Origin of the sequence: Hymenobacter cellulosivorans, assembly GCF_022919135.1 — a bacterium.
GTDB lineage: Bacteria > Bacteroidota > Bacteroidia > Cytophagales > Hymenobacteraceae > Hymenobacter > Hymenobacter cellulosivorans.
Map to the genome: position 1 here is coordinate 4,021,846 of NZ_CP095049.1, position 20,662 is coordinate 4,042,507.

The window sequence follows — 20,662 nt, forward strand, 5'->3', positions numbered from 1 at the left end:
GATTGGCAGGTTAGGGAATCATCACCGGCTTGATGCAGTTGTCCAGCTTAGCGGAGAACATGCGGTAGCCGTCGGCCACTTCGGCCAGCGGAATGCGGTGCGTAATCAGCCCTTTGGGGTTGAGCGTGCCGTTCTGGATGTGTTCAATCAGGCGCGGCAGCAGGCGCTTCACCGAAGCCTGGTTGGCCCGGATAGTGAGGCCCTTGTTGAGCACGTTGCCAATCGGAATGAGGTTATCGGTAGGACCATATACACCCACAATCGATACCACGCCGCCTTTCTTCACGGAGTTGATGGCCCAGTGCACGGCCGTAGCCGAGCCGGCCTGCAGCAGCAGCTTGCGGCCCGTGATGGTCTGCATGGCGCTACCAGCAGCTTCGGCACCCACGGCGTCGATTACGACGTCGGCACCCATCCAGTCGGTAATTTTCTTAATGAACACGACCGGGTCACCAATTTCCTCGAAATTGTAAGCCTCGCAGTATGAGTAGTTGCGGGCAAACTCCAGACGGTAGTCTTGCTTGTCGATGATGATGACGCGGCCGGCCCCAAACAACCAGGCGCAACGGGCGGCCATGATGCCTACCGGACCCGCGCCGAATACTACTACCGTGTCATTGGGTTGGATACCAGCCATTTCAGCGGCCTGATACCCGGTCGGTACTACGTCGGTGAGCAGCACGGCATCATCCAAGTCCATGCCTTCGGGAATGATGGTGGGGCCTACGTTGGCGTAAGGCACGCGGGCATACTCGGCTTGGCCGCCATCATAGCCACCGGCCGTGTGGGAGTAGCCGAAAATACCACCGACAGCCGTAGCCTCAGTGTTAGATTCGTGGCAGTTGCCAAACATGCCTTGGCGGCAGAAGTGGCACTCACCGCAGGCAATGTTGAAGGGCACGATAACCCGGTCACCGGTTTTGAGCTTGGTTACTTCCGAGCCGATTTCTACCACTTCACCGATAAACTCGTGGCCAAAAGTGGAGCCTACGCGGGTGTCGGGTACGTTGCCGTTGTATAGGTGCAAATCGGAACCGCAGATGCAGGTGCGCAGCACCCGAACGATGGCATCCTGGGGATGCTTGATTTCCGGCATTGGTTTTTGCACGGCACGGACCCTTTTGGGGCCCCGATATTCCATTGCTAACATAGGAATCTTGGTTGGTTAGTGGTGGATGGAGTGAGGGCCGTATCGGAGCCACCGGGCAGGAACTACCGGCCCGAGGCTGCCAACGTCGACAACAGATAGTACTGACCTAGAATTATAGAGTTTAAAGTTTAAGTACAACTGTTAGTAAATACGTATTTATCCGTGGTGCATTTTGGGATAAATACTGAGTATGACCCCGTCTTTCAAGCGGCGCTGTCGATTTGGCTTTGCTTTCCCCAAACAGGTAGTTTGTGCCAGCCGCTACGTCCCAAAAGCTCGGCTATAACGGAAAACGGTCATTTACGCTACAAAGCTCATTTGCCAGTTGGCGCCGGGTCAACTCGTTTTTAGGTTTTGCTCTATGATTCATCCGCACACGGAACTGCGCTTTATCAGCCCCGAAATTGGCTATGGCGTGGTAGCCACCCGCTTTATTCCCAAGGGCACCATCTGCTGGATTTTCGACGCCTTCGACCAGGTTTTCACCCCCGCCCAGGTGCAGCAGCTCGGCCAGATTCACCGCGACATTCTCAACAAGTATAGCTACCGCGACGCCCGGGGCAACTTTGTGCTGTGCTGGGACAATTCCCGCTTCGTAAATCACTCGTTCAATTCCAGCTGGTTTCAACGCCATACAACTTCGAACTGGCCGTGCGCGATATTCACCCCGGCCAGGAGCTCACCGACGACTACGGCTACCTCAACGTCTGGGAGCCGTTTGATGCCTTGCCCGAGCCCGGCAGTTCCCGCACCCGCGTCTTGCCCGACGATTTGCTGCACTTTCACGCCGAGTGGGATGCCAAGCTGCTGGCCGCCTTCGAGCAGTTCAACCGCGTGGAGCAACCGCTGCTACCCTTGCTTGATACGCAGTACCAGAGTACGGTAGCAGCCGTGGCGGCGGGCCAACAGCCCATGGATTCCATCCTGAACTGCTACTACCGCGGTCTGGAAGTTTCGGTTATTTAGCGCCTATATAACAGTTAATTACGTAGCAAGTAAAAGTAGTCCTTTACCCCTTGTACGATGAATGAGCCCCAGCCCACCGGCAGCCAGATGCCCGCCCAGCCCACGCCGCCCGAAATAATGGAAGAATCAGTCTTTAGCCTGCTGCACGCCTTCGACCCCGCTACGGCCCTGCACGAGTTGGATTTGCTGGACGAACCCGACCAAACTCCGCTGGCCACAGCCGCTCCCAACGGGCAAAACGAATAAAAAGAGCCGTCAGAAGATTCCAGCGGCTCTTTTTATTCGGCAGTAAAGTATCGAGTGCGTTACAGCGGGTTGGCCGGTAGCACCGTGCCACGCACTTCCCCAAAGCCAATGCGGATTCCGTCCTTTTCGGCAAAGCCGCGCATGGTTACCATGTCGCCGTCCTGGATGAACTTACGCTCCGAGCCGTCGGTCAGGGTCAGGGGCTTGGTGCCCTTCCAGGCCAGCTCCAGCATCGAGCCGAATGAGTCGGGGGTGTGGCCGCTAATGGTGCCGCTGGCGTACAAGTCGCCGACTTGCAGGTTGCAGCCATTACTGGCTTGGTGGGTCAGCTGCTGAGCCATGCTCCAGTACATGTAGCGGAAATTTGAGCGGCACACGGTGGTTTCGGGCGCACCAGCGGGCTGAATGCCCACTTCCAGGTTAATATCGAAGTTGTGCTGGTCTACCTGGCGCAGGTAAAGCAGCGGCTCAGGTTCCTGCACCGGGCCGGGCGTGCGGAAGGGCTCCAGCGCGTCGAGCGTCACCACCCAGGGCGAAACGCTGCTGCCGAAGCTCTTGCCCAGAAACGGCCCCAACGGCACGTATTCCCAGCTCTGAATGTCGCGGGCACTCCAGTCGTTGAACAAGACCAGTCCGAAAATGTGCTCCTCGGCGTGCTGCAGCGGAATAGAATGCCCTAGCTCAGTGCTTTTGCCACACACGAAGGCCACTTCCAGCTCAAAGTCCAGCTGCTGCGAGGGTCCAAACGTGGGTGCCGTGGCATCGGGAGCTTTGCGCTGTCCATTGGGCCGGCGAATATCGGTGCCACTGACCACGATGCTGCTGGCCCGGCCGTGGTAACCAATCGGGATGTGGCGCCAGTTGGGCAGCAAAGCGTTGGCCGGGTCGCGGAACATGATGCCCACGTTGGTGGCGTGCTCAATGCTGGAGTAGAAATCGGTGTAGTTGTGGGGCTTCACCGGGCGCAGCATCTGCACCTCGCTCTGCCGCACGAGGCAGCTGCGCATGGCTTCCTCGTTGTCGCGCAGCTCGCCGTTGTCGTGGCGCAGCAGCTCCGACACGCGCAGGCGCACGGCCCGCCACACCGGCCGGCCCAGGGCAATAAACTGGTTCAGGGAGCGGCGGCGGAACACCTTGGGCTGGGTCGGAATATCGAGGTCCTGAAAAAAGCCGAACTGGCTCACGGCGTATAAATCCAGCACGTAGTCGCCGATGGCTACGCCCAGCCGCGGGCCGCGTTCTGGAGTTTCAAACACACCAAAGGGCAGGTTCTGAATGGGAAAGTCGCTGGTTGGGGCAATATCAATCCAGGAGTGCAGGGCCGGGTTATTCGGGTTGGGCATAGGAAAGGAATAGCGTAGGGTGATGGGCAAAGATAGGGTAGGGAGCTGAACGGCGCGGCTGTTAGGCGGAATCCGGGGAAGCGGCTACCTTGGGCCGTGGCTCCCTGACCAAGAGCAGTAGCAGTAGCCTACAGGGTACTTTTACATCTGAAGCAAGGCCAAATAACCTAGTAAGCATGTACAGCGAAGAGTTCTTAAAACAACTGGCTAAGGATAAGGTAATGGGGGAGTTTTTTCCATTTACTACCGGTAGTATTTCGGAAGTTGAAAATTATATCAAAGCAATTGTAGGCAGGATTAAAGATAATTATCAATTGCTCGTAGAGCCTGACTTTACCTATTATGGCAGTGGATTTGGCTCCTACATAACTATTAAAATTTCTAAAAAGGATGGGTCCGGCATAAAGACGGAGCAGTATAAAAACAGACTGACCCACTGGACAAAAGGAATTTTGATTTATGTTTCCAACCTGGTTCCTTATTGGTATTATGGAGCCTCTGAGTGGTCCGTGTCGGAAGAGAATGGGAAATATGTAGGTGGATCATCAGGGTTTATAAGATCCAAAAGTATCGACGAGGTTGATGCTGAATTATGGAGGGAAGAAATTGAGAAAGTAAAAGGTGTATTTGATATATACATGTACAGCCTGCTAACAAAGGAAGAGCTTGCACAACAAGTTGATTTTAATATTGGAATTAGGACCGTGCTTGCTGATAAGCCATATGAAGTTTTTGATTTTTTCTTTCATTGGTCAGATTAGTACATTTAAAACTGACAGCAGTGACAAGAAACGATGTTTAAAATATTTCAGGAATATAGCACCACTTAACAATACTTTGGTCTTTATTTAGCATAAAGAAATAATGCGCGGCGCTGTCGTGTCTCTTGATAATGCTGATTCGCACATAATGAATGTTTTCAATTTCTATTGAGTTGAATACTTCCATTCTTAATTTTTTATTGTTTGCTTTTTTGATGTTTTGATATACTTAATATGGGTAGGGATGGTAATAACCTTAGATTCGGCTTGGCCTTCATTTGATTGCAAACGACTGTTTATCTGATTGAAGCATGATTTACTGTAAAAGTAGGATTGAGTAAGGCTATTGTTTGTCTTACCCGAGAAATAGATCCATGCTTTAAGGTTGCTTTTTGCCAGTACACTATCTAAACAAAAAATGAAAGCCGCTTGCTCATAGCTACTCGTAGCCTGGGCTTTGATATCCTGCACCGTTAAACAATATAGAATAGCAATCAGGCAAAGGGCTTTATTCATTTGAATAGTGCCTACGACGGCTGAGAAGGGCGTAAGAACGTAATAAACAGAAAAGCCAGCTCCCCACAAGGAAGCTGGCTTTTCAACTTAATAAGCAAATCTAAAACTCCGGCGTGGGCACCGGAGCCGGCGACACGGGGTGGCCGGTTTGGCCGGCGGGCTGCTCGGCGAAGGGAGTACCGTTGATGGCCTCTACCCGGATGATTTCGGGTACGGCCTTTTTTACCGACTCTTCCACGCCGGCTTTGAGCGTCATCGGCGACATGGGGCAGGTGCCACAAGCACCCATCAGCTCCAGTTGGAGCACCAGCTCGTCGGTGATGTTCAGCACGCGTACGTTGCCGCCGTCGGCCGCCAGGTAGGGGCGAATCGTGTCCAGGGCCTGCTCGACGCGGGACAACAAAGGATGCTCTAAAACAGCGGTAGAATTCATGGGAAGTAAATTGACCCTGACGCCGGAATCAGGGGGTAGGCGGGTAAAGATACAGCTTTCGGCTGGCTCGGAAATAACACCGGGAAAGGCCACAAAGTTACCCAATACGGGAAAAGCAGGAAGTATAGTCGAGCTTAGGACTTCATTTCAACCACCTGCGTCCGGGGCGCCACGGCGTTACGAATGGACACCTGCCGGGCCAGTTCCTCAGCCAGTTGCTCAAACATAATGGCAGCCGGCGTACCGGGCTGGGTAATGGCGGGCGTGCCGTAGTCGCCGTTTTCACGGATGCTCTGCACCAGCGGCAGTTGACCCAGCAGGGGCACTTCGTGCTTGTCGGCTAGGGCCTTGCCGCCGCCTTCGCCGAAGATGTAGTAGCGGTTGTCGGGCAGCTCGGCGGGCGTAAACCAGGCCATGTTCTCCACGATGCCCAGCACGGGCACGTTGATCTGGGGCTGGCGGAACATTTGCAACCCCTTCTGGGCATCGGCCAGGGCCACTTTCTGGGGCGTGGTTACGATGAGGGCGCCGGTTACGGGCACCGTCTGCACCAGGGTAAGGTGAATGTCGGAGGTTCCGGGGGGCATGTCGAGCAGCAGGTAGTCCAGCTCGCCCCAATCCACTTCGGTGATGAACTGCTTCAGGGCCGAGGAAGCCATGGGGCCCCGCCACACGATGGCGCTATCGGAAGGCGCCAAAAAGCCGATGCTGATGAGCTTGACGCCGAACTTCTCGATGGGCTGAATCAGGTTGCGGCCGTCGGGGCCCTGGAATACGTGGGGGCGGGCATCTTCTACGCCAAACATGACGGGCATGCTGGGGCCGGAAATATCGGCGTCGACGAGGCCGACCTTGGCGCCGGTGCGAGCCAGGGCAATGGCCAGGTTGGCTGTGACGGTGCTTTTACCCACGCCACCTTTACCAGAGGCAATGGCAATGATGTTTTTGACGCCGTTAAGCACGGCCGAGTTGGCGGCCCGGGCGGTAGTGACGCGCGAGGTCAGGTTCACTTTCACGTCGGCGTCCTTGTCGACCATCGTATGGATGGCGCGCACGCAGGCGTTGTGAATCAGCTCCTTGAGCGGGCAGGCGGGCGTGGTCAGAATCACGGAAAACGACACCGTCTTGCCGTCGATATGCACGTCCTCAATCATGTTGAGGGTCACGAGGTCTTTGCCCAGATCGGGCTCTTCCACGTAGCTCAGGGCCTTGAGGACGTCTTCTTTGGTAATAGCCATAGGTCAGAAATGCAGAATGCAGGGTGCAAAGATAACCCACAAATGCGGGTGGAAGTTGCCAGGCTGGCTTTATAAAAAGGGAAGCAGATACAGTCCACTAAGAACGTCATGTCGACCAGCGAGAGACATGACGTTTTGCTGACGCATGCTGCCAAGTCAAAAAATAATTTCTGCTTTGCTGTAACCTTCCCCTCGCAGGGCGGTGTCCACAACCAAATAACCCACCACCTACCACCTCTACTCCGGTTGGACTCGCTGTCAGATAACGCGCTTATGCTCCGGGTCAAGGCCGGGGATGTGGACCGGATGGGTCTGCTCTTTGAGCGCTACCACCGCAAGCTGTATTCCTTTCTCTACCACATGCTGGGCCGCGCGGATACCAGCGAAGATTTGGTGCAGACCGTGTTTTACCGCATGCTCAAATACCGGCACACCTACACCGGCGAGGGCGAGTTCCGGACCTGGATGTACCACTTGGCCCGCAACGTACTGGCCGACCACATCAAGAAAAACCGCCACAGCACCCACCACGCCGACGTGCAGGACTTCGCCGAGAAAATCGGGGGGGCACCCGGGCCGACGAAGGGCTGCAGCGCGAGCAGGAAGTAGCTACCCTGCACAAGGCCCTGGGCCGGCTGAGCGCCGAAAACCGGGAGGTGCTCATCCTGAGCCGGTTTCAGGAGCTCAAGTACGAGGAAATAGCCCGGGTGATGAATACAACCGAAGGCGCGGTGAAAGTGCGGGTGCACCGGGCCCTGAACGAGTTGAAAACAATTTACCTGCGCATTGAAAACTGACGGGATGGACATGAATTGCCAGCAAGCTCAGCAACAGCTGATTGACTACTTACACTTGGAGCTCAACGCCACCGAACAGGCCCGCCTGGATGCCCACCTGGCCCAGTGCACGGATTGTCAGGAGGAGCTGCAGGCCGTGCGCCGGGTGTGGCAAACCCTGGGCGCCGAGCCCGAGCCCGCGCCGAGTGAAAACCTGCGCCCAGCCTTTTACTCGATGCTGGCTTCTTATAAAGAAGAAATGGAGTCGACGCCGCAAGCCAAGCTGGTGGGCTTCTGGGAAAAACTGCGGGCTCTGCTGGTGCCTGGTCCGGCCCTGCGCCTAGCCTACGGTCTGGGGTTGCTGGTGGTGGGCCTGGCGGCGGGCTACTGGCTCCGTAGCAGCCCGAAAGTTGCTCCGGCCTCGGTCGACCAGCAGCAACTGGCGGCCCTGACCAGCCAGGTGGAGCAGATGCGGCAGGTGATGCTGCTCTCGCTCATCGAAAACCCCTCGGCCACCGAGCGGCTGCGGGCCGTGAGCTACACCAAGGAACTGAGTGGGGCCAACGACAAGGTAATTGAAGCCCTGCTGAGCACGCTCAATCACGACGAAAACGTGAATGTGCGCTTGGCTACCCTCGAAGCCCTGGCCCAGCTGGCCCACGAGCCTAAGGTACGGATGGGCTTGGTACAAGCTCTCAAAAACCAGGATTCGCCCCTGGTGCAGAGCGCCCTGGCCGACGTGATGGTGCAGCTGCAGGAACGCCGCTCGGTGCAGCCCCTGCGCCGCCTGCTCCAGCAGCCCGACCTGAACGAGGCTGTCAAAAGCAAGATTGAAGAAAGCATCAAACACCTTTCCACTGGCCGGCCCGCTGCCGCGCCCTCAACGACCGAACCATCTCATGAAACTACTTATTCATCCCAGCCTAATAGCCCTGCTGGTCTTGCTGTCTAGCTGCCAGGCCCAGGCTCAGAAACGCGAATTCCGAGAGCAGGTCAGCCGCGAGTTCACCCTCACCGCCGACCCCGCCCGCAGCGTGCTGGCCGTGTACAACATTGACGGGCCGGTGCGCGTGCAGGGCACCAGCGGCAACAAAGTAGTAGTGGAAGTAACCCGCCTCATCCGGGCCGACAACGAGGCCGACCTGGAGCGGGGTAAAAAGGAGGCCGTACCGGGCTTTCTGCAGCGCAACGACAGTATCGTGGCCTACATGGCCGGCCCCTACGACTCCCGGCCCCGCCGCAACGGCCGCCATTTCAACCACGACGACATCGAGTACCACTACACGTTTGAGTACGTCATCAAAGTGCCCAGCCAGATGACGCTGAACGTGTCGACCATCAATAACGGGGCCGTCACGGTGCAGGACGTCAGCGGCCCGCTCAAGGCCCACAACATCAACGGGGCCGTGACGCTCAAGAACGTGCAGGGCACTACCGACGCGGCCACCATCAACGGCAACGTGGACGCGGCCTACGCCAGCAGCCCCACCGGCAGCTGCCGCTACAGCACCATCAACGGCGACATCACCGTGCAGTACCCGGCCGACGTGGCCGCCGACGTGCGCTTCAAAAGCATGCACGGCGAGCTGCTGACCGACTTCCCGAACGTGGAAAACCTGCCGGTGCAGGTAGTGCAAAACAAGGAAAGCAGCACCGGCGGCACCAGGTATAAACTCTCCAAAGGCACGGCCGTGCGGCTGGGTAAGGGCGGCAACGACTTCCGCTTCGAGACCCTCAACGGCGACGTGACCATCAAACGACGACCCTAATGAAAACCTTCTTCTGCCGGCTTCGGGCCGGCGTGCTTCTGCTCCTATTTCCTCTTTCCCTCACCGCTGCAGCCCAGGGCAAGGAGCAACTCGTGGTGCCCCTGAGCGCCCCCGGCAAGCCCGGCCTGCTGAGCGTAAAACTGGTCAATGGCTCCATCAGCGTGGTGGGCTACGGCGGCAAGGACGTCGTGGTGGACGTCAGCAGCCCCGGCCGCTCACGCGACGACGATGACGACCGGGACGAGGACGAAAAGGAAAGTGCCAAGGGCCTGCGGCGTATTTCTCCTAACCCCGGTTTCGACGTGACGGTGGAGGAAAAAGACAACAAGGTCTACGTCAAGACCAACTCCTGGCAACAGCCCATCCACATGACCGTCAAAGTGCCGCAGCGGTTTTCCCTGCAACTCAAAACCGTGAATGAGGGCGACATTGTGGTGGAAAACGTGAACGGGGAACTGGAGCTCAGCAACGTAAACGGAGCCATCGTTATGCGGCAGGTTTCGGGTTCGGCAGTAGCCAACACGGTCAATGGCCCTATCAAGGCCTTCTTCAAGACCGTAACGGCCGGCGCGCCCATGGCTTTTTCCACCGTCAACGGCGCCGTGGACGTGACGCTACCGCCCGCGGCCAAGGCTTCGCTGAAGCTCAAATCGGACCAGGGCGAGGTTTATAGCGACTTTGATCTGGCCCCCGACAAGGCTCCGACCAAGGTCAACCGCACCACCCAGGACGGCGTCTACCGCCTCAACATCGACAGCTGGACCTACGGCAAGCTCAATGGGGGCGGGGCCGAGATTATGATGAAGTCGTTGATGGGCAACATCTATTTGCGCAAGGCTAAGTAAGCTCCCCTGAAGTGGTTGCAATCTGCGAAGAGGCCTGCATTTTTATGTAACCTTCCACCCCGGGTTACCGCTATGGGAAAAAAGAAACCAGTGCTCTACCACGCTGCCGGGTTGCTGCAACACCCCCGAGGCGTCTTGGCGGTCCGCTTGTGAGTGGCGGGCTCCCGATACGGTAGAAACCGTCGGCCGCAGCTGGGCGAAAAAGCGGCTGACAACCCTAGGAAAGGCGGCCTCTGCACGAGCAGGGGCCGCCTTTCGCTGTTTTAAGCAGCCCACCGGCCCCGAATTCGCGCCCGGACCCCCAAACGAAATTCTAGCTTTCTGCCCTCCGAACCTCGTACCTTCGTACACCCGTTCCCGCGTCCTTGAAACCTGTTGCCCCGAGTACCCTTGGCCCGTATCCCGAAAGAAACCGTTGACCAGATCATTCACCACGCCGACATCGTCGAGGTGGTGGGTGACTTCGTAACCCTGAAGCGCAAGGGCCAGAATATGTGGGCCTGCTGCCCGTTTCACCACGAAAAGTCGCCTAGCTTCTCGGTGGCGCCGGCCAAAGGGCTTTACAAGTGCTTTGGCTGCGGCAAGGCCGGCGGGGTGGTGCAGTTCATCATGGACATCGAGGGCACCAGCTACGTGGAGGCCCTGAAGTACCTGGCCAAAAAGTACGGCATCGACATCCAGGAAGAGGAAAAGACGCCCGAGGAGCAGCTCGTCCAGAACGAGAAGGACTCTCAGTTCATCGTCTCCAACTGGGCCAAGGACCACTACCAGAAGCTGCTCCACGAGTCGGAAGAAGGGGAGAGTATCGGGCTGAGCTACCTGATGCAGCGCGGCCTGAACCAGACCACCATCAAAACCTTCGAGCTGGGCTACTCCCTCGACCAGTGGGACGATTTGCTCAAGGCCGCCCAGAAACAAGGCTTCGAGGCCAAGTACCTGGAGAAAACCGGCCTGACCATCGTGCGCGAGGACGACCCCAACCGGCGCTACGACCGGTTCCGGGGCCGGGTCATGTTCCCGATTCACAACGTCTCAGGCCGGGTCATTGGTTTTGGGGCCCGCACGCTCAAGGCCAACGACAAGACGGCCAAGTACCTCAACTCACCCGAGTCGGACATTTACCACAAGTCGGATGTGCTTTACGGGCTGTTTCAGGCCCGGCAGGCCATTCGGACCGAGGAGGTGTGCTACCTCGTGGAAGGCTACCTCGATGTGCTAAGCCTGCACCAGGGCGGCATCAAAAACGTGGTGGCCTCGTCGGGCACTTCGCTCACCGAAAGCCAGATTCGCCTCATCGGGCGCTATACCGACAATGTAACGGTGCTCTACGACGGCGACGCAGCCGGCATCCGGGCCTCCCTGCGCGGTATCGACATGCTGCTCGAAGGCGCCCTGAACGTGCGCGTAGTGCTGTTCCCCGACGGCGACGACCCGGACAGCTATATCCGTAAAGTTGGCGACCAGCGCTTCAAGGAGTACCTGGATAAGAACAGCCAGGACTTCATTTCCTTCAAGACCCGGCTAGTGTCGCAGGAAGCGGCCCACGACCCGGTAAAGAAAGCCGAAGCCATCCGGGAGGTGCTCCAGAGCATTGCCAAAGTGCCCGACCCGATCAAGCGGCAGGTGTTTTTGCAGCAAACCAGCACCACCTTCGCCATCGACGAGCAGGTGCTCATCACCGAGTATAATAAGCTCGTCAAGAAAGATTCCCAGCGTGCCGCCCCCAGCGGCGGGCAGGGCAGCCAAGGAAGCCAAAGCAGTGGGAGCGGGGCCGGCAACCGACCGCAGTCGGGCAGCCGCCCATACTCGCCACCTAGCTCGAGTCAGCCGGCAGCCAGCGGCGGCCTGAGCCCCGAGGAAGAGGCCGAAATGGCCATGTACGGCGCCACGCCCGACGAGCTGGCCGCGGCCGGCGGCTCCGGCGCGGAGGCCGACACCGACGTGGAACCCGTGCCCGACGTGTTGCAGGCCTGTGAGCGGGAAGTGGTGCGCCTGTTGCTGCTCTACGCCGCCCAGCCACTTACTGAGGACCTAGCCGTGGCTCAGTACATCTTCGGGCAGCTGGAGGAAACGCCCATCCAGACCCCGATTTACGCCGACTTGCTCCATCTTTGCCGCCAGGAAATGGAGGAAGGCCGCTGGCCCGAGGTGCGCACCTTTATCCAGCACGGCCGCAGCGACATCCGCATGCTGGTCAGCGACCTGGCTACCGAGAAGTACGAGCTGAGCCCCAACTGGAGCACCCACCAGATCTACGTGCCCCGGGAAGTCGACCAGCTTCAGCAGGCCTGCGACAACGCCATTCTGCGCCTCAACAAGGTGAACGTGCAGCGCGAGCTGTCTATCCGCCTCGAAGCCCTGCGCCACCCCATGGACGAGCTGGCTTTGCTCGAAACCCTGCACACCATCAAGCTGCTCAAGAAGATGGACGACGATTTGGGCAACATGCTCGGCACGGTCATTCCGCGGGTAAATGGGTAGGCGATGGAAGGCTTCTCAGCCAATGAGCCCGTCCTGTCGACCATCGGGAGACATTTCGCGTGCAGTAGTAACTGATTTTACCATTGCACGCGAGATGGCACCTATTGAATAGAAACCAACCTACATGTGGAAACGCGCTAATCTGAGCCGCTTCGTCATTGCCGTGCTGCTGACCGTGGGCGGATTTGCGACGGGCATCATCGGCTTTATGACCATCGAGGGCTACAACTTCTTCGATGCGCTTTACATGACGATGATTACCATCTCCACGGTGGGCTTCGGCGAGTTGCACCCGCTCTCGGGGCGGGGCGGCTGTTCGTGTCGGTGTATATTTTCTTTAACCTGCTGGTCATTGCCTACCTCGTCTCGGTACTCACGACCTATATCTTTGACGGCGAGCTGCGTACTATTTTCAAGATGTTTAAGACCGACCAAGAAATCCGGGGCTACCACGACCATGTCATCGTCTGCGGCTTCGGGCGCAACGGCAGCAAGGCTTACCACGAGCTGCGGGCCAACGGGGCCACGGTGGTAGTCGTGGAGCAAAGTCCCGAGCTGGTGCGCGATGCCTCGGAAAATGGGAGCGGGGCCATTGCCACCGTCATCGGCGACGCTACTACCGACGAAACCCTGCTGGCTGCCGGCATCCGCCGGGCCCGGGCCCTGATTACGGCCTTGCCCAAGGATGCCGACAACGTATTTGTGGCCCTCACGGCCCGGGAGCTGAATCCGAACCTGAAAATCATTGCCCGCGCCAGCCTCAAAACCTCGGAAAGCAAGCTGCTGCGCGCCGGAGCCGACTCAGTGGTGATGCCCGACGAAATCGGGGGCTCCCACATGGCCAACCTGGTGATGCGGCCCGAGGTAATCCGCTTTCTGGAAATGATGAACGGCCTGGGACCCAACAAGCTGCGGCTCGAAGAGCTCAGCTACCGCGAGATTCAGCGCAGCTACCAGGGCCTCAGCATCCGGGAATTGGACATCCGCTCCCGGACCGGGGCCACCGTCATCGGCCTCAAGCAAAGCACTGGCGAGTTTACCGTCAGTCCTAGCGCCGACACCCGCCCCGGCCCCGGCGACGTACTGCTGGTGCTGGGCACCGAGGAGCAGATTCACGCCCTGGCCGTGCAGTTTCGGGTGTAACCCCACCCCAGCCACCTCCCCTCCGGGAGAGGGGCCTAGTTTAGCTTGGCGGTAGGGCCGGTGGCGCACTGCTGCGGTCAAAATCCTTCCCCGGAAAGCTTGCTTCAGTTGCCGGACGTGGGTATTCTGTTTCAGGCCGGCAGAAAAGAAAGGCTGCCGAAGCCTGGCGCAGAAAGGCGTTGTACCAGTAAAATAAGTCCTTCTCCCGGAGGGCAGGGGTTGGGGTGGGGTGCCCATCCGGAGGCTTCTGCGTAGCTTTGCCCTCCGCCCTGCCTGCTCTCTACCGTTTGTCTTCCGTAGTGCATATTCTTCAACTCTGTCCGCGCGTTCCGTTTCCACCCCATGATGGCGGGGCTATTGCCATGCACGACGTGGCGGCCGGCCTGGCTGCCGCGGGCCACCAGGTCACGGTGCTGGCCATCAACACGCCCAAGCACTTCCAGCCCGACACGGTGCTGAGTCACCTGCCCGGCGTGCGCCTCGTCACGGTGCCCGTCGATACCCGCCTTTCGCCGGTGAAGGCCCTGCGCAACCTGCTTGTGGGCACGGTGCCCTACAACGTGGAGCGCTTTATCAGTCCGGCGGTGGAGGCTCGGCTGGTGGAACTCCTGCGCACCGAGCAGTTCGACGTGGTGCAGGTGGAAGGCACCTTCGTCGCCTGGTACGTCGACGTCATCAAGCGCGAGAATTCCAAGCTGCCGGTGGTGCTGCGGGCTCACAACGTGGAGTACACTATCTGGCAGATGCTGGCCCAGGGCGAGGCCAACCCGCTCAAGCGCCTGTACCTGCGCCATTTGGCCAAGGGGCTAAAGAAATTCGAGGAAGACTTCCTGCCCCGCTTCGACGCGGTGGCCGCCATTACCGAGCCCGACCAGCGCCGTCTGCGGGCGTTGGGCTGCCCCGAGCCCGTCGTGTTTGTGCCCGCCGGCGTCGATTTGGCCCGTTTCCAGGTCAATCCCAGCATCCAGGCCAAGCCCCGGACACTGTTTATGATAGGCTCCCTGGACTGGCTGCCCAACCTGGAAGGCCTCGACTGGTTTCTGGAGCACGTCTGGCCCCAGGCCCACGAGCAGCTGCCCGGGCTAGAGCTGCACATTGCCGGCAAAAACACGCCCGCCCGCTTGCAGGGCCTGACCAGGAAGAATGTCATTGTGCACGGCTTCGTGGAGTCGGCCGCCGAGTTTATGCAACAGTACGAGGTAATGCTAGTGCCTTTGCTCTCGGGCGGCGGCATGCGCATCAAGATTATCGAGGGCATGGCCTTGGGCAAGTGTATTATCAGCACCGGGCTGGGCTCAGAGGGCATTTTCGTGCGCAACGGCTTCGACATTGTCCTCGGCGACGAGCCCTCGGCCTGGGTAGAGTTTCTGCGCCGCTACTACTACGGGGAGCTCGGCCAGCAGGCCATCGGGCAGGAGGCCGCCCGCACCATTGCCCGCCTCTACGACAACCGCCGGGTCATGGAGGGCTTCCTCGATTTGTACAGCATCGCCCAGAGCCGCGCCCAACTCGCCCCGCGCGGCTAAGTTCCGACCCTCCCGATTCCCACCTGATGAAGCTGCTCGTTCTGCTGTCCCGGTTTCCGTACCCGCTCGATAAGGGCGACAAGCTCCGCGCCTTTCACCAGCTGCGCCACCTGGCCCGCCACCACGAAATCTGCCTGCTGGCCCTCACCGACGAGCCCGTGACCGAGGAGTCGTACGCGGCCGTGCGCCCTCTGTGCCGGGGCGGCCTGCATGTACACGCGCTGGGTAAGCCTGGTATTGCCCTGAACATGGCCCGGGCGCTGGTCAAGGGCTTGCCGGCCCAGGTGGGCTACTTCTACGATACGGCCGCTCAGCGCCGCCTCGACACCCTGCTCTGGGAATTTGAGCCCGCGCACGTGTATTGCCAGCTTATCCGGATGGCCGAGTACCTGCGGCCCCACGCCGGCCGCTATGCTATGACGCTCGACTACATGGACGTGTTTTCGGCCGGCATGCAGCGGCGGGCCACCCAGGCCCCGAGCTGGCAGCGGCCCATCATCAGCCTCGAAGCCCGCCGCCTGCTGGCCTACGAGGCCGCCGTGTTTGAGTGGTTCGGGCACCACACCATCATTTCCGATCAGGACCGCCAGCTCATCAACCACCCGCGCCGCCAGCAGATTCACGTGGTGCTCAACGGCATCGATACCGACTTTTTCCAGCCCACCGACACGGCCAAAGAATACGAGCTGGTATTCTGCGGTAACATGAGCTACCACCCCAACGTGGACGCGGCCGAGTTCTTGGCCCTGGAAATCCTGCCCCTGGTGCGGCAGCAGCACCCCAAAGCCCGCCTGCTCATTGCCGGCACCACGCCCGCGCCCCGGGTTCTGGCCCTGGCCTCCGAGGCCGTGGTTATCAGCGGCTGGCTACCTGATATCCGGGCCGCCTACGCGGCGGCCCGGGTGTTTGTGGCGCCCATGCGGGTGGGCACCGGCCTGCAAAACAAGCTACTCGAAGCCATGGCCATGCGCCTGCCCTGCCTCACGACGCCCTTGGCTAACAACGCTTTGCGCGGCGTGCCTGGCCAGGATCTGTTAGTGGGGGAGGCGGCCGCCGAACTAGCCGCCGGCATCAGCCAGCTGCTTGCCGAGCCCGAAGCCGCCGCGGCCCTGGCTGCCCGCGGCCAGGCCTTCGTGCGCCAGCACTACAACTGGGCCGCCGCCACTGGCAAGCTCGAAGCGCTGTTTGGGGAGTAGGGGCGGGTTGCGGCAAGCGAGGCAGACACAGGTTTTGCCGTTGAGCCTACTGAACTGGGGTTGGCTACATCTAAACAAACACCTATGTCTCTGCAGGCTTTTTACAACCTAGCTGCTCCCAAGCCGAAATAGCCACGCAGAAACAAGCTTCTGGCGTTCCGTTTCCGCTTGCCTACCGTCTGTTTCTGAAGTGGTGCGGCCTCACCACTCTAAACTGCCTCGACCAGGACTTTCGGCTTGATGCTCTGACGTATAACCGGGAGTCTGCTCGTGCCCGGCTGGCTGAAAGCTATAGCATGTTGGAGGCTGGCGGCTTTGTGTTCGGCGAATGGTAGGGCTACAACTTCCTTCACTTCGTGCTCGGTGCCGACAATCCCCCGCTCAAGCTGTGCATCATTAACTATTATGAGCTTGGCTTAGAGTATCATGAGTAGGGCCGCTTCACCGCTCGGCTGATTGCCCAAGATCAAAGCGTCGGTGAAAACCCGCTAGTTCATCCGTAAAATAGATGTGGACGTGCTGGCAGTGTGGGTTGAATCGGACCAGATAGCGCAATTGGTTGACTAAGCCTACTGCGCGGGAAGTAGTACGCTAGGGTGTAGGGTGCTGAAATGGGTTGCACAGTCCATTTCCAGAGCCCACGCCGAGAAGATAACTGAAGCCTCGTAACTTCGCGCCGCCGTCGGTGGTTATGCTGCCGGGGCATTACTCTCCTGCTCCCCCAATCTCATGCTTGACTCGATTGAAGATGCCATTGCCGATATCCGCGCCGGCAAAGTGGTAATAGTAGTGGACGACGAAGACCGCGAAAACGAAGGCGACTTTATCTGCGCCGCCCGTTGTGCCACGCCCGAGGTCATCAACTTTATGGCCACCCACGGCCGCGGCCTGGTTTGCGCTCCGCTCATCGAGCAGCGCTGCGAGGAGCTCGGCCTGGAGCTGATGGTGGGCCGCAACACGGCCCTGCACTCCACGCCCTTTACCGTGAGCATCGACCTGCTCAAAAACGGCGTGACGACCGGCATCTCCGCTTCGGACCGCTCCAAAACCATCCTGGCTCTGATTGACCCCGACACCAAGCCCGAGGAACTGGGCAAGCCGGGCCACATCTTCCCGCTCAAGGCCCGCAAGGAAGGCGTGCTGCGCCGCGCTGGTCACACGGAAGCCGCCATCGACCTATCCCGCTTGGCGGGCTTCGAGCCGGCTGGTGTGCTGGTCGAGATTCTGAAGGAAGACGGCGAAATGGCCCGCCTGCCCGATTTGCAGGAAGTGGCTAAGCGCTGGAACCTGAAGCTGATTTCGGTGCAGGACCTGATTAAGTACCGCCTGCAGAAGGAAAGCCTCATCACCCGTGAAATTGCGGTGCAGCTGCCTACCGAGCACGGCGACTTCGAGCTGATTGCCTTCACTCAGCGTTCCACCAACGCCCAGCACCTGGCCTTGGTCAAAGGCGACATCAGCGGCGACGAGCCCGTGCTGGTGCGCGTGCACAGCAGCTGCGTTACGGGCGACATTTTCGGCTCCTGCCGCTGCGACTGCGGCCCCCAACTGCACCGCGCCATGGAGCAGATCGAGCGCGAAGGCCGCGGCGTGATTGTGTACATGAACCAGGAAGGCCGCGGCATCGGCCTCTTGAACAAGCTGCGGGCTTACAAGCTCCAGGAGCAGGGCCGCGACACGGTGGAAGCCAACCTGGAACTGGGCTTCGGCATGGACGAGCGCGACTACGGCGTGGGCGCCCAAATCCTGCGTGAGCTGGGCATCAGCAAGATGCGCCTGCTCACCAACAACCCCCGCAAGCGCACCGGCCTGGTGGGCTACGGCCTGGAAATCGTGGACACGGTGCCGATTGAAATTGCCGCCAACGCCCACAACGAGCGTTACCTAACGACCAAGCGCGACAAACTCGGCCACACCATCCTGACCAAGGACCGCCAGCCCCATGCCGACCCCGACTCGGCCGTGCCGGTCGGGTAACCACAAAGTTTTGGTCGTCACTGACTAATTGACCAACGCAAAAGGCCCTGTACTCGCGCAGTACAGGGCCTTTTGCGTGCGGGCCGCGGCCCGCAGCTCGGGAAAGTGCCAAAGGAATTTGTCGGCGGATGCAGCTATTGAGCAAAAGCGGCGTTAGGTAGGTATTCTATATAGCAGATTGCCTACTTAGTTGCTACAATTATGTCACTCACTCAGGAATCGTTTTGTGGCCTTCCCCTAGCCGAGCAGCTACAGATTGTGTTAACGCAGGGTGCCTTTCTAGCCATCCGTTACGAGGCTACGTACGCCGTTACCCAGTACCAGGTCCACGAATTCGGTGTCGATCTGTATTATTCTTCGCACTCGGTTCTGCCCGAGCATATTGTGGTTCACGAGTACTACCTGCAGGCCTTGGAGCAGTAACTCGCTGCTGGGTACTAAAACGATACACCCCCACGAGCGGGCCGTGCCCCACGGGGGCGCGGAAGCCGGGCCGCGCAAAAGCCGTGGGCCGCGTGAACCCGCGCCTAACCGTAATGGTTACGAAAGCAACTGCCGGTACCAGGCTTTTTCGTGGCGCTGCCGCACTTGATACAAGCCTGGCTGGTGGATGAAAACCGATTTTTAGGGTATCTTTCTTCCGTTATGAAAAGACTGCGTTACTCCCTTGTTTCTAGCCTGCTGGCCCTGGCGGCCACCGTGGGTGGTAGTGTCGGGGCCCACGCCCAGCAGCGGGCCAGCTTCACCCAGCAGTTTGCGGGCAGCACCGTGCTGCTGACCACTGGCGACACATTGCGTGGTCCGCTGGCGCTGCACCGCAACGAGGACGTTATCCTGCTCACTATGCCTGATAACACGGTTAATACGTTGTCGGCGGTGGCCGTGCAGAGCTTTGCCGTGAAGGCCGCCAAGCGCGACAACAACCTGGTCTACCAAGATTTTTACGACACCCGTTCTGGCTTCTACCGCGGCAGCCCCTACTACGACATGCCGCCGCGCCGCCTTTTGGAAAAAACCGACACCAGCCTGGTGCGCGTGTTCCGGACCTACCGCTGGAACCACGACAAGGACTACAGCGACTTTAAGTCGCCGGCCTTTTTTGAGCAGCTCAGCAGCGGGCCCAACATCCTGCTGCGGCGGGAGGCGTTGGTGGAGCGCGTCATGAACAACGGGCCTATGTACGGCGGCTACGGCTATGGCTACGGCAACCCGTATGGGGTTCCCCGCACTTCATATTACCGCGAAATCAAGGATGCCTTTTACCTGGGCTTGCCCAATGGCAACGTGCTGCCCCTACGCAGCCCGAAGAAAGATTTGCTGGCCGCCTTTCGCCAACAGGCCAAGCAAATCGAGCAGTACGCCAAGGACAACAAGCTCGACTTCACTGATGCCCGGGAACTGGCCTTCATCGTGAACTATGCCAATTCTCTGCAGCCGAAGCAGTAGTCAATCAGTTTATTCCACAAAAAAGGAGCCCCGACTACTCGTCAGGGCTCCTTTTTTGTGGACAGGAAGCGGCGGGCTTATAAGTCCCGGCTGCGCAGCAGCAAGTAGCTCAGCAGCCAGAACAAACCGATGTAGGCCAGGGCTAGGGGTGCGGCCTGGGTGGGCAACAGGGCGCTGGACGGCCCCGCGACGGTAGCCAGCAGCTCCCGACCGGGCGTAGGGGTGAGGCTGTCCAGAATCTTGACAGGAAAGAACCGGTCAAGCTGGTCGGGGGTGCCGAAGCGCAGCAGGGGCTCCACAACCCAGGCGTAGAGCAAAAAGCCCAGAAAGGCCGGGCCGGCTTTGCGCAGCAAAAAGCCCAGCAGCCCGGCCAGCGACACGTAGCCCAGGGCCTGCACGCCGTAGAGCAGCACCGCGCCGATGGTTTCGGTGGCCCGTCCCAGAGTTTCGGCCGAGCGGGTGAGGCCGAAGAAGAAGCCCACGCCAAGCACGGCCAGCACGCCATACAGCGCCAGCAGCCCCGATACGGCCAGCTTGCCCTGCACCAAACCCGCCACCGAGCTGCCATCAATGACCTGCTGGCGGAAGGTACGGAACTGGAACTCGTCGGTAATCAGGATAATGAGCAGAATGCCCAGTAGCAGGTTGAAGTAGCTGGCCACGTAGGCTAGGCGGCTCCAGAGCTCGGGAAAGGCGTAGAGCGTATTGCCCAGCTGCTGCCCGTTCACGGTCACGCTGCCACCCACCGACACGAAGCCGGCCAGCAGCACCACGTACAGCAGCAAAATAACCCAGACGGTGCGGTAGGGCAGAATCTTCCGAAGCTCAGCGCGAAACATATAAAGCAGTG

The 20,662-nt window shown here is 59.3% G+C and carries 21 protein-coding genes and 1 pseudogene; 16 read left to right on the plus strand and 6 right to left on the minus strand.

The window, feature by feature from the left end:
• Positions 1–10: 10 nt before the first annotated feature.
• Together MUN80_RS16975 and MUN80_RS16980 are read right to left on the minus strand one after the other, a co-directional pair.
• The gene (locus MUN80_RS16975) at positions 11–1,150 is read right to left on the minus strand and encodes a zinc-dependent alcohol dehydrogenase (RefSeq protein WP_244714661.1); all 1,140 of its coding nucleotides are present in this window, start codon (positions 1,148–1,150) and stop codon (positions 11–13) included.
• Positions 1,151–1,430: 280 nt separating this feature from the next.
• Positions 1,431–1,784 carry a hypothetical protein gene (locus MUN80_RS16980; protein WP_244714662.1) on the minus strand — a complete coding sequence of 118 codons (354 nt, stop codon included), beginning with the start codon at positions 1,782–1,784 and terminating at the stop codon, positions 1,431–1,433.
• Positions 1,785–1,801: 17 nt separating this feature from the next.
• On the opposite strand from MUN80_RS16980, the gene MUN80_RS16985 reads away from it, so the two are divergent.
• Both MUN80_RS16985 and MUN80_RS16990 read left to right on the plus strand, forming a co-directional pair.
• Entirely contained in the window at positions 1,802–2,116 is a 315-nt protein-coding gene (locus tag MUN80_RS16985) for an SET domain-containing protein (RefSeq protein WP_244714663.1), read from the plus strand.
• 57 nt (positions 2,117–2,173) lie between these two features.
• On the plus strand, positions 2,174–2,362 hold the full coding sequence (locus MUN80_RS16990) for a hypothetical protein (RefSeq protein ID WP_244714664.1): 189 nt from the start codon (positions 2,174–2,176) through the stop codon (positions 2,360–2,362).
• A 59-nt stretch (positions 2,363–2,421) separates the two neighbouring features.
• Here the strand turns inward: MUN80_RS16990 and fahA are convergent, their stop codons facing one another.
• Positions 2,422–3,705, minus strand: coding sequence for a fumarylacetoacetase (gene fahA, locus MUN80_RS16995; protein ID WP_244714665.1), 1,284 nt, complete (start codon positions 3,703–3,705; stop codon positions 2,422–2,424).
• Positions 3,706–3,881: 176 nt separating this feature from the next.
• Here fahA and MUN80_RS17000 point away from each other — a divergent pair, with 176 nt between their 5' ends.
• Positions 3,882–4,466 carry a hypothetical protein gene (locus MUN80_RS17000; RefSeq protein WP_244714666.1) on the plus strand — a complete coding sequence of 195 codons (585 nt, stop codon included), beginning with the start codon at positions 3,882–3,884 and terminating at the stop codon, positions 4,464–4,466.
• Between the two features lie 616 nt (positions 4,467–5,082).
• Here the strand turns inward: MUN80_RS17000 and MUN80_RS17005 are convergent.
• Together MUN80_RS17005 and MUN80_RS17010 are read right to left on the minus strand one after the other, a co-directional pair.
• Entirely contained in the window at positions 5,083–5,415 is a 333-nt protein-coding gene (locus MUN80_RS17005; protein WP_244714667.1) for a NifU family protein, read from the minus strand.
• A gap of 134 nt (positions 5,416–5,549) precedes the next feature.
• Entirely contained in the window at positions 5,550–6,653 is a 1,104-nt protein-coding gene (locus tag MUN80_RS17010) for an Mrp/NBP35 family ATP-binding protein (protein WP_244714668.1), read from the minus strand.
• A 273-nt stretch (positions 6,654–6,926) separates the two neighbouring features.
• Here MUN80_RS17010 and MUN80_RS26125 point away from each other — a divergent pair, with 273 nt between their 5' ends.
• The 13 genes and pseudogenes from MUN80_RS26125 (at position 6,927) to MUN80_RS17065 (ending at position 19,812) form a co-directional block, all read left to right on the plus strand.
• Positions 6,927–7,262 carry an RNA polymerase sigma factor gene (locus MUN80_RS26125; RefSeq protein ID WP_311136244.1) on the plus strand — a complete coding sequence of 112 codons (336 nt, stop codon included), beginning with the start codon at positions 6,927–6,929 and terminating at the stop codon, positions 7,260–7,262.
• Positions 7,241–7,450: an RNA polymerase sigma factor gene (locus MUN80_RS26130; RefSeq protein ID WP_311136296.1), complete on the plus strand. Its 210-nt coding sequence runs from the start codon at positions 7,241–7,243 to the stop codon at positions 7,448–7,450. The genes MUN80_RS26125 and MUN80_RS26130 overlap by 22 nt, the downstream gene beginning before the upstream one ends.
• Before the next feature lie 10 nt (positions 7,451–7,460).
• Positions 7,461–8,381 (plus strand): HEAT repeat domain-containing protein, encoded by a 921-nt coding sequence (locus tag MUN80_RS17020; protein WP_244714669.1) that lies wholly within the window; start codon positions 7,461–7,463, stop codon positions 8,379–8,381.
• Positions 8,329–9,198, plus strand: a complete 870-nt coding sequence (locus MUN80_RS17025) for a DUF4097 family beta strand repeat-containing protein (RefSeq protein ID WP_244714670.1) — start codon at positions 8,329–8,331, stop codon at positions 9,196–9,198. Before MUN80_RS17020 ends, MUN80_RS17025 begins: the two co-directional genes overlap by 53 nt.
• Positions 9,198–10,043 carry a DUF4097 family beta strand repeat-containing protein gene (locus tag MUN80_RS17030; protein WP_244714671.1) on the plus strand — a complete coding sequence of 282 codons (846 nt, stop codon included), beginning with the start codon at positions 9,198–9,200 and terminating at the stop codon, positions 10,041–10,043. Before MUN80_RS17025 ends, MUN80_RS17030 begins: the two co-directional genes overlap by 1 nt.
• A gap of 390 nt (positions 10,044–10,433) precedes the next feature.
• The gene (dnaG, locus tag MUN80_RS17035; protein ID WP_244714672.1) at positions 10,434–12,524 is read left to right on the plus strand and encodes a DNA primase; all 2,091 of its coding nucleotides are present in this window, start codon (positions 10,434–10,436) and stop codon (positions 12,522–12,524) included.
• A gap of 208 nt (positions 12,525–12,732) precedes the next feature.
• Positions 12,733–12,777 (plus strand): annotated as a pseudogene (locus MUN80_RS26215) (hypothetical protein); the annotation flags it as partial.
• Between the two features lie 71 nt (positions 12,778–12,848).
• Positions 12,849–13,667, plus strand: coding sequence for a potassium channel family protein (locus MUN80_RS17040; RefSeq protein WP_244714673.1), 819 nt, complete (start codon positions 12,849–12,851; stop codon positions 13,665–13,667).
• A 299-nt stretch (positions 13,668–13,966) separates the two neighbouring features.
• Positions 13,967–15,193, plus strand: a complete 1,227-nt coding sequence (locus tag MUN80_RS17045; RefSeq protein ID WP_244714674.1) for a glycosyltransferase family 4 protein — start codon at positions 13,967–13,969, stop codon at positions 15,191–15,193.
• A 26-nt stretch (positions 15,194–15,219) separates the two neighbouring features.
• Positions 15,220–16,389 carry a glycosyltransferase gene (locus tag MUN80_RS17050; protein ID WP_244714675.1) on the plus strand — a complete coding sequence of 390 codons (1,170 nt, stop codon included), beginning with the start codon at positions 15,220–15,222 and terminating at the stop codon, positions 16,387–16,389.
• 729 nt (positions 16,390–17,118) lie between these two features.
• A complete protein-coding gene (locus MUN80_RS17055; protein ID WP_244714676.1) occupies positions 17,119–18,366 on the plus strand; it encodes a bifunctional 3,4-dihydroxy-2-butanone-4-phosphate synthase/GTP cyclohydrolase II in 1,248 nt (415 codons plus the stop codon).
• Between the two features lie 201 nt (positions 18,367–18,567).
• Positions 18,568–18,789, plus strand: coding sequence for a hypothetical protein (locus tag MUN80_RS17060; RefSeq protein WP_244714677.1), 222 nt, complete (start codon positions 18,568–18,570; stop codon positions 18,787–18,789).
• A gap of 222 nt (positions 18,790–19,011) precedes the next feature.
• Positions 19,012–19,812 (plus strand): hypothetical protein, encoded by an 801-nt coding sequence (locus tag MUN80_RS17065; protein WP_244714678.1) that lies wholly within the window; start codon positions 19,012–19,014, stop codon positions 19,810–19,812.
• 77 nt (positions 19,813–19,889) lie between these two features.
• Here MUN80_RS17065 and MUN80_RS17070 read toward each other — a convergent pair whose 3' ends face one another.
• Complete coding sequence (locus MUN80_RS17070; protein WP_244714679.1) at positions 19,890–20,651, minus strand: ABC transporter permease; 762 nt, start codon at positions 20,649–20,651, stop codon at positions 19,890–19,892.
• Between the last annotated feature and the right edge of the window lie 11 nt (positions 20,652–20,662).